Genomic DNA, 8,988 nt, shown 5'->3' with positions numbered 1-8,988 from the left:
GCAAATTGCGCACCCGGAACACAAACGTGGTGACCAGCGGCCCCGATCCCGCTTCCGCCCATTTGGCCTCGCGGGCCAGCACCACGAAACGCGTGGTGTTGTGGGTCTCGTCCTCGACGTCTTCCGCCAGGATATCGAGGCCGTAAATATCGGCGGCGAGCCGGGAGGCGATCGACGCGCAGCTGCTGTCGCCGCGTTCGGCGACGATGCGGGCTGACCCTGCGGTATCGCCCGCCACGATCGGCTTGATCCTGAGCTTGCGGATGATGTTGCGGCATTGCCCGAGCGCGTGGACGTGGCTCTCCACGGTCTTGACGTCGCCGAGCTTGGCGCCGCGCGGCGCCATCAGCTGGTGATGGATCGGCAAAAAATACTCGCCGACGATGAACAGGCCGGATTGCGGCAACAGATGATGGATGTCGGCGACGCGGCCGGCCACCGAGTTCTCGATCGGGATCATGCCGAGGTCGGCTTCCCCCGAGGTGATCGCGGCCAGCGCGTCCTCGAAGGTCGGGCAGGGCACCGGCTCGGCGTCGGGATAGGCCTCGGCGATGGCGATGTGGGAATTGGCTCCCGGCTCGCCCTGGAATGCGATTTTGATGAGTTTTTTCATGCCGCCTTGTATCAGCCGCTCAGCTTTTCGCCAGAGCGTTTTCCAGCGAAGTGGAGACCGGTTCGCGTGAAGAAAACGCGTCAAAACAAAAGCATAAAGCCTCGTTCAATCAGAACGAGGCTTTAGTATCTGGCGGGCGGTTTCGAGGTCCGCCGGGGTATCGACGCCGCGCGGCACGGTATCGACGATGCCGATGTCGATCCGCATCCCGGCCTCCAGCGCCCGCAGCTGCTCGAGTTTTTCCTGCTGTTCCAGCGGAGAGGGCGGCAGCGACACGAAGCGCTCCAGCGCCGCACGGCGATAGGCATAAAGCCCGATATGATGGTAGCGCGGCCCGTCGCCATACGGCGCACTGGCGCGGGTAAAATAGAGCGCGCGCAGCCGTCCGGCGCTGACCAGCGAGCCGACCGCCTTCACCACATTGGGGTTGCTGGCCTCTTCCTCGGTATGGATTTGGGCTGCCAGCGTCGCGATATCGACCGCCGGATCGGCCAGCGGCGCCAGCACGCTGCGGATATTGTCGGGGTGGATGGTCGGAAAGTCGCCCTGCAGGTTGACGATGATCTGGACTTCGCCTTTGGGATCGATCTGGCCCACCGCCTCGAAAATCCGGTCCGACCCGGAGGGGTGATCGGCGCGTGTCATCACCGCTTCACCGCCATGGGCCGTCACGGCGGCGGCGATATCGGGCGTATCGGTGGCGACCGCGACGCGGCCTATTCCGGCCGCCTCCGCCCTGCGCAGCACATGGACGATCATCGGCAGGCCGGCGATGTCCAGCAGCGGCTTGCCCGGCAGCCGGGTGGCGGCCATGCGGGCGGGAATCAGCACCAGGGTGCGGGGCTCTGTCACAGGGTTTAGACCCGGCTCACATGATCAGGGAATGGTGGGGATTGGCGGAAAGTCGGGGCGTTTATACGGGTTGCCAGAGCGCGGGCAAACCGATATCTCATCGTCGCTCGGGTGCGGTGCGAAAGCCCGATTCCTGGTGATCATCCGGCCGTTTCTTGCGGCCTTACGTCGACCTTCCGGCCTGGAGCCTGATCGAAAATGGACTCCTTCGAACTCAATAAAATCATGGGCGCCGTTCTCGCCACCTGCCTGCTGTTGCTGGTGACGAGCTTCACCGCCAGCGCCATTTTCGCGCCCCACATGCCGGAAAAGCCGGGTTACGAGATCGCCGTCAAGGAAGCCGCGCCTGCCGGTGGCAAGGAAGCCGCCGCGGCGCCGTCCGAGCCGATCGAGAAGCTGCTGCAGACCGCGTCGGTCGAAAAGGGCGCCGGCGCGGCCAAGAAATGTGCTGCCTGCCACACCTTCGAAAAGGGCGGCCCCAACCGCGTAGGCCCGAATCTCTACGGCATTCTGAACGCGCCCAAAGGCGCGGCACCCGGGTTCAATTCCTCCGCTGCCCTGAAGGCCAAGGGCGGCACCTGGACCTATGACGACCTCAACAAGTTCATCGCCAATCCGAAGGGCTTCGTTCCAGGCACCGCGATGAGCTTCGCCGGGATCCAGAAGGACAGCGAGCGCGCCGACGTGGTTGCCTATCTGCGCAGCCTGGCGGAAAGCCCGGCCCCGCTGCCGACCGCGTCGAAGTAGCATTCCGAAGGCCCAGCATGGGGTTTCGTGGAAACGGCCAGGCTCTGCCTGGCCGTTTTGCTGTGATCGCATCCTCGTTATCGGGACCTTTCGCCGCACCGCGCGCTTTATCAGGCTGGTAACATGAGGAAAAAGCAACATAATCGGTCGAAACCTTGCCTTATATTGCGTTCTTAAAGGGGCACTCCGCTAGCAACAGGAATGTTTCATTTGGCGATTTCCCGGCGACATCTTCTGCAAAGTGCGGCCCTGGCGGCGATCGCCCCCTCTCTGGGGGGAGTGGCGAGCGTTGAGGCTCTGGCGCAATCCGCGACCACCGCGCCGGTCTGGCGCCACGCGCTCTCGCTGTTCGGCGACATTAAATATCCGGCCGACTTCAAGCGCTTCGATTACGTCAATCCGGATGCGCCCAAGGGCGGCATCGCGCGACAGATCCTGATCGGGACGTTCGACAATTTCAATCTCGCGGTGGCCGGCGTCAAAGGCTCGCTGGCGTCGGCCGTGGGGCTCGTCCACGAACCGTTGATGACGTCATCGCTGGATGAAGTTTCCACCGAATACGGCGCGCTGGCCGAGGCGGTCAGCCATCCCGAGGATTTTTCCTCCGTCACCTATCGTCTGCGGGCGGAGGCGAAATGGCATGACGGCAAGCCGGTGACGGCGGACGACGTGATTTTCTCGCTGGATTCGTTCAAGAAACATCATCCGCAATATTCGGCTTACTACCGTTCCGTGATCAAGGCCGAAAAGAGCGGCGATCGCGAGATCAAGTTCACTTTCGATGCGCCGGGCAATCGCGAACTTCCGCTGATCGTGGGCCAACTCACGATACTGCCGAAGCACTGGTGGGAGGGGACCGACAGCGAAGGCCGCAAGCGAGACATCTCCGCCACCACGCTGGAGAAACCGCTGGGCTCCGGTCCCTACCGCATCAAGGAATTCGTCGCCGGACGCTCGGTTGCGCTGGAGCGGGTGAAGGATCACTGGGGACGCGATCTCAGCGCCAATATCGGGCGCAACAATTTCGACGAGCTGCGCTACGAATATTTCCGCGACTCGATCGTGGCGCTGGAGGCGTTCAAGGGCGACCAGGTGGACTGGCGGACCGAAAACAGCGCCAAGAACTGGGCCACGGCCTACGACTTCCCTGCCGTCGCCGACAAGCGGGTGCTGCTGGAGGAGTTTCCAAACCGCAGTTCCGGCATCATGCAGGGATTCGCGATGAATCTCCGGCGCGACAAGTTCAAGGATCCGCGGGTGCGCCGCGCGCTGAATTTTGCATTCGACTTCGAAGAAATGAACAGGCAGATCTTCTTCGGCCAGTACAAGCGCATCAGCAGCTATTTCGACGGCACGGATCTGGCTTCGAGCGGCCTGCCGCAGGGCAGGGAGCTGGAAATCCTCGAGGCGGTCCGCAGTCAGGTTCCGGCGGAAGTTTTCACCACGGCCTATTCCAACCCGGTCGGCGGCAGCCCGGAAGCGGTGCGCGGAAATCTGCGCGAGGGACTGCGTTTGCTCAAGGAGGCGGGTTACGAGGTGCGCGACCGCAAGCTGGTCGACAGCAAGAGCGGCGCGCCGTTCACGATCGAATTGCTCGGCGCCGATCCCTCATTCGAGCGGGTCATGCTGTTCTTCAAGCCGTCGCTGGAACGTCTCGGCATCGACGTCAGCGTGCGCACCATCGATCCGGCGCAGTACGAGAACCGGTTGCGAACCTGGGATTTCGATATCGTGGTGTCGTCCTGGGGACAATCGCTTTCGCCGGGTAACGAGCAGCGCGAATACTGGAGCACGCAGGCCGCCGACATGGCGGGGTCGCGTAACATCACCGGAATCAAGAATCCCGCGATCGACAGACTGATCGAGCGGCTGATTTTCGCCGGGGACCGCGACGATCTGGTCGCCGCGACCAAGGCGCTCGATCGCGTGCTGCTGTGGAATCACTACGTCGTGCCGCAATGGACCTACAACAAGGTGCGAACCGCGCGCTGGGATCGCTTCGGCCGGCCGGCCGAGCTGCCGAAATACGGCCAGTCGGCATTCCCCGCGATCTGGTGGTATGACGCCGACAAGGCCGCCAGGATCGGCAAACGATCTTGAGGGATACTCCCGGCATGATGCAATTCGATCGACGCCGCGTGCTGCGGCTGGGTGCCGGCGCCGTCGGCGCGGCATGGCTTCGGCCGGCGATCGCGAACGATGCCGGCGCCAGAGTCCACGGCCTGTCGGCGTTCGGCGAACTGAAATACCCCTCGGATTTCCGCCATTTCGACTACGTCAATGTCGATGCGCCCAAGGGCGGGATGTTTTCGCAGCTGGTCGGCGCGGGCGGATCGACCTTCAATTCGCTCAACGCCTACATCATCAAGGGCGACGTCGCGAATGACATGGGCCTTACATTCGCATCGCTGATGACGCGGGCGCTGGATGAGCCCGACGCCGTTTATCCCCAGGCAGCGCAGGAACTGACGGTCTCGTCGGACGGACTGCGCTACCGCTTTCGTCTGCGCTCCGGGATCAAGTTTCACGACGGCACCGACATCACCGCGGCCGATGTCGTATTCTCGCTGACCACGCTGAAGACCAAGGGACACCCGGCCTATTCCTCTGTGTTGCGCGAGCTCGCCGAAATCGCGGCCGAGGACAAGCAGACCGTCGTGTTGCGGTTCTCGCCGGCCCGCGGCCTCGATGCGCCGGCGCTGGCGGCATCGATGCCGATCTTCTCGGAAAAATACTACGGTACACGATCGTTCGACGAGACCTCGCTGGAGGCGCCGCTCGGCTCGGGTCCGTACCGCGTCGCGCGCTTCGAGCAGGGACGCTATATCGAATTCGAGCGGGTCAGGAACTGGTGGGGCGAAGATCTCCCCGTCGCACGCGGACAGTATAATTTCGATCTGATCCGCGACGAGTATTACCGCGACCGCGAAGTCGGCCTCGAAGCCTTCATCGGCCGCAATTATCTGTTCCGCGAGGAGTTCACCTCCCGGGTCTGGGCGACGCGCTACGACTTTCCCGCGTTGCGCGACGGCCGCGTCAAGCGCGAGGTGATTCCCGACGAGCGCCCCTCGGGCGCGCAGGGCTGGCTGCTCAACACCAGGCGCGACAAGTTCGCCGACCGCCGCCTGCGCGAGGCGATGGTCACCGCCTTCGACTTCGAATGGACCAACAAGAACCTGATGTACGGCGCCTATGATCGCACCCATTCGGTGTTCCAGAACTCCGAGATGATGGCGAAGGGCGCGCCGTCGCCCGAGGAGCTCGCGTTGCTCGAGCCGTTCCGCGACCGCGTGTTGCCTGAAGTGTTCGGGCCGGCCTGGGTCCCCCCAGTCAGCGACGGGTCGGGACAGGATCGCAAACTGCTGCGCGGTGCCGGTGACCTGCTCAATGCCGCCGGCTGGACCGTCAAGGACGGCAAGCGGGTGAACGCCAGGGGCGAACAGCTCACGATCGAATTCCTGCTCACCGAGCGTTCGTTCGAGCCGCATCACACCACCTTCATCAAGAACCTGCGCGTGCTGGGCATCGACGCCAACATCCGGCTGGTCGATCCGTCGCAGGCCGAGGCGCGGATCAAGGACTTCGATTTCGACATCGCGATCGCGCGCTTCATCTATCCGCAGATTCCCGGCAGCGCGCTGCGAAACTATTTCTCCAGCGAGTTCGCCAAGACCAAGGGCTCCAACAACCTCGCCGGCGTCGCCGATCCCGTCATCGACGCGCTGGTGGAAAAGGCGATTGCGGCGCAGAGCCAGGCGCAGCTCAATACCGCGTGCCGGGCGCTCGATCGTGTGCTGCGCTCCGGCCGGTACTGGATTCCGCACTGGAACAAGGCATCACACTGGATCGCTTATTGGGACCAGTTCGGCTATCCCAAGGTCAAGCCGCGCTACGCGCGCGGCGCGCCGGAGACGTGGTGGTTCGAGGCCAACAAGGCGGCCAGGATTGAACAGGCGAAATAGAACATGAGCGCATATATCGCCCGCCGTATCCTCTTGATGATCCCGACCCTGCTCGGAATCCTGTTCGTCTCCTTCATCGTGGTGCAGTTTGCGCCGGGCGGGCCGGTCGAACGGGTGATCGCGCAGCTCAGCGGCGCCGATACCGGCGCCAGTTCCCGGATTTCGGGTTCGTCGGGCGGCGATTTCGGCGCCCGCACCCAGGTCGGCGCCTCCGCCGACATGACCAACTCCAAATACCGCGGCGCGCAGGGCCTCGACCCCGATTTCATCAAGAGCCTCGAAAAGCAGTTCGGCTTCGACAAGCCGGCGCCGGAGCGCTTCGCGCTGATGGTGTGGAATTTCGCGCGGTTCGATTTCGGCAAGAGCTATTTTCGCGACGTCAGCGTGCTGCAGCTGATCAAGGAGAAGCTGCCGGTCTCGATGTCGCTCGGGATCTGGATGACGCTGCTGACCTATCTGATCTCGATTCCGCTCGGCATCCGCAAGGCGGTACAGGACGGCTCGAAATTCGACACCTGGACCTCGGCGGTCATCATCATCGGATTTGCGATTCCCGGGTTCCTGTTCGCGATCCTGCTCATCATCCTGTTCGCCGGCGGTTCATTCTTCAACATCTTCCCCTTGCGCGGGTTGACCTCGGACGGCTGGGCGCAGTTTCCCTGGTACTGGAAAATCGCGGATTATTTCTGGCATATCGCGTTGCCGCTGGTCTCGATGGCGCTCGGCGCGTTCGCCACCATGACGCTGCTGACCAAGAACTCGTTCCTCGACGAGATCCGCAAGCAATATGTCATGACCGCCCGCGCCAAGGGCTGCAGCGAGCGGCAGGTGCTCTATAACCACATCTTCCGCAACGCCATGCTGATCGTGATCGCCGGCTTCCCCGGCGCATTCATCCACGCTTTCTTCTCGGGCTCGCTCTTGATCGAAACCATCTTTTCGCTCGACGGGCTCGGCCTGCTCGGCTTCGAGAGCGTGCTGAACCGGGATTATCCCGTGGTGTTCGGCACGCTGTTCATCTTTTCGCTGGTCGGACTCGTGATCAACCTGGTCTCCGACCTCGCCTATATGTGGATCGATCCCCGAATCGATTTCGAGGCGCGGGAAGTCTGATGACCCTCACTGCGCCGCAGCCGATTGAAACCACCATGCAGTCGCCGCTCGGCGAGGCCGCGCCGATGACGCGCCACCGCTTCTCGCCGTCGCCGCTCAACCGGCGCCGCTGGCAGAATTTCAAATCCAACCGCCGCGGCTACTGGTCGTTCTGGATCTTCCTGATCCTGTTCTTCATCTCGCTGTTCGCGGAACTGATCGCCAATGACCGCCCGTTCCTGATCAAGTTCGATGGCAAGCTGTATTTCCCGGCCTTCATCAGCTATTCCGAAACCACCTTCGGCGGCGATTTCGAAACCGCCGCCGACTACCGCGATCCCTATCTGCAGAAGCTGATCGCCGACAAGGGCGGCACCGTGGTGTGGCCGCTGATCCGCTATTCCTACCATACCCACAATCTCGATCTGCCGACCCCGGCGCCCTCGAAGCCGACCTGGATGCTGACGGAAGCGCAGTGCAAGGAGGTGGTGCAGAAGAAGGGCCTCACGGGCTGCCGCGATCTCGAATACAACTGGCTCGGCACCGACGACCAGGGCCGCGACGTGGTGGCGCGGCTGATCTACGGCTTCCGCATCTCGGTGCTGTTCGGGCTTTCGCTGACCATCATCTCCTCGATCATCGGCGTCGCCGCCGGTGGCGTGCAGGGCTATTTCGGCGGCTGGGTCGATCTCGGCTTTCAGCGCTTCATCGAGGTGTGGAGTGCCATTCCCTCGCTCTATCTGCTGCTGATCCTGTCGTCGGTGCTGGTGCCCGGTTTCTTCGTGCTGCTCGGAATCCTGTTGCTGTTCTCATGGGTGTCGCTGGTCGGGCTGGTGCGCGCGGAATTTCTGCGCGGGCGCAATTTCGAATACATCATGGCGGCGCGCGCGCTCGGCGTCTCCAATGCCAAGATCATGTTCCGGCACCTGCTGCCGAACGCCATGGTCGCGACCATGACCTTCCTGCCCTTCATCGTGTCGTCGTCGGTGATGACGCTGACCGCGCTCGACTTCCTCGGCTTCGGCCTGCCGCCGGGTTCGCCGTCGCTCGGCGAATTGCTGTCGCAGGGCAAGGCCAATGTGCAGGCGCCGTGGCTCGGCTTCACCGGTTTCTTCGCGGTCGCCATCATGCTGTCGCTGCTGATCTTCATCGGCGAGGGCGTCCGCGACGCCTTCGATCCGCGCAAGACGTTCAGGTAGGTGCCCCATGACCACCTTTATCACAAGACATTATCCAGCTTCGAAACTTCCCGGGGAATTGCGGGAAGGGATCAATCCATCTTCATTGGTGACCGTCATAATCGAGCATCAAACGAAGCTCAATACAGCTTCGAAACCTGACCAACCTGTCGATCACGCGGAAAGCGAGATCGACGTGAATTTGCTTGGCCGACAGGACGGGCGAGATGAGTAAACGACAAAGTCGTTTTGGTCCAACCCGAGGCCCGTCGTAATGGACGCCATCAACCAGCTCTTGCTCGACGTCCGCGATCTCTCGGTGGCGTTTCACCAGCCGAGCGGCACCACGGTCGCGGTCGACCACATTTCCTTCGAGATCAGGCGCGGCCAGTGCGTGGCGCTAGTCGGCGAATCCGGTTCCGGCAAATCCGTCAGCGCGTTGTCGATCCTGAAGCTGCTGCCGTATCCGACCGCGTCGCATCCGTCGGGCAGCATCCACTTCAAGGGCCGCGAACTGATCGACCTGCCGGAGCACGAGATCAGG

At 62.7% G+C, this 8,988-nt stretch carries 9 protein-coding genes; 7 read left to right on the top strand and 2 right to left on the bottom strand.

Going from position 1 to position 8,988, the window contains the following annotated elements; translation table 11 throughout:
- The coding region (locus tag Q8N40_RS03640; RefSeq protein WP_305710834.1) for a prephenate dehydratase at positions 1-613 on the bottom strand (613 nt) is incomplete at its 3' end.
- Between the two features lie 105 nt (positions 614-718).
- Positions 719-1,465 (bottom strand): 3-deoxy-manno-octulosonate cytidylyltransferase, encoded by a 747-nt coding sequence (locus tag Q8N40_RS03635; RefSeq protein WP_305322295.1) that lies wholly within the window; start codon positions 1,463-1,465, stop codon positions 719-721.
- Positions 1,466-1,663: 198 nt separating this feature from the next.
- Between Q8N40_RS03635 and Q8N40_RS03630 the strand changes: the two genes are divergently transcribed.
- From Q8N40_RS03630 to Q8N40_RS03600, 7 genes are all read left to right on the top strand, one after another.
- On the top strand, positions 1,664-2,212 hold the full coding sequence (locus Q8N40_RS03630; protein ID WP_305322296.1) for a cytochrome c family protein: 549 nt from the start codon (positions 1,664-1,666) through the stop codon (positions 2,210-2,212).
- A 210-nt stretch (positions 2,213-2,422) separates the two neighbouring features.
- Positions 2,423-4,312 carry an extracellular solute-binding protein gene (locus Q8N40_RS03625; RefSeq protein ID WP_305710833.1) on the top strand — a complete coding sequence of 630 codons (1,890 nt, stop codon included), beginning with the start codon at positions 2,423-2,425 and terminating at the stop codon, positions 4,310-4,312.
- A 14-nt stretch (positions 4,313-4,326) separates the two neighbouring features.
- On the top strand, positions 4,327-6,174 hold the full coding sequence (locus Q8N40_RS03620) for an extracellular solute-binding protein (RefSeq protein ID WP_305710832.1): 1,848 nt from the start codon (positions 4,327-4,329) through the stop codon (positions 6,172-6,174).
- A 3-nt stretch (positions 6,175-6,177) separates the two neighbouring features.
- Positions 6,178-7,287: a microcin C ABC transporter permease YejB gene (locus tag Q8N40_RS03615; protein ID WP_305321088.1), complete on the top strand. Its 1,110-nt coding sequence runs from the start codon at positions 6,178-6,180 to the stop codon at positions 7,285-7,287.
- On the top strand, positions 7,287-8,465 hold the full coding sequence (locus tag Q8N40_RS03610) for an ABC transporter permease (protein WP_305710831.1): 1,179 nt from the start codon (positions 7,287-7,289) through the stop codon (positions 8,463-8,465). The genes Q8N40_RS03615 and Q8N40_RS03610 overlap by 1 nt, the downstream gene beginning before the upstream one ends.
- Before the next feature lie 7 nt (positions 8,466-8,472).
- Complete coding sequence (locus tag Q8N40_RS03605; protein WP_305320778.1) at positions 8,473-8,679, top strand: hypothetical protein; 207 nt, start codon at positions 8,473-8,475, stop codon at positions 8,677-8,679.
- Positions 8,680-8,718: 39 nt separating this feature from the next.
- The coding region (locus Q8N40_RS03600) for an ATP-binding cassette domain-containing protein (RefSeq protein ID WP_305710830.1) at positions 8,719-8,988 on the top strand (270 nt) is incomplete at its 3' end.

This window comes from Bradyrhizobium sp. (assembly GCF_030693485.1).
Classification (GTDB): Bacteria; Pseudomonadota; Alphaproteobacteria; order Rhizobiales; family Xanthobacteraceae; genus Bradyrhizobium.
This window is presented reverse-complemented; position numbering and strand designations above follow the sequence as displayed.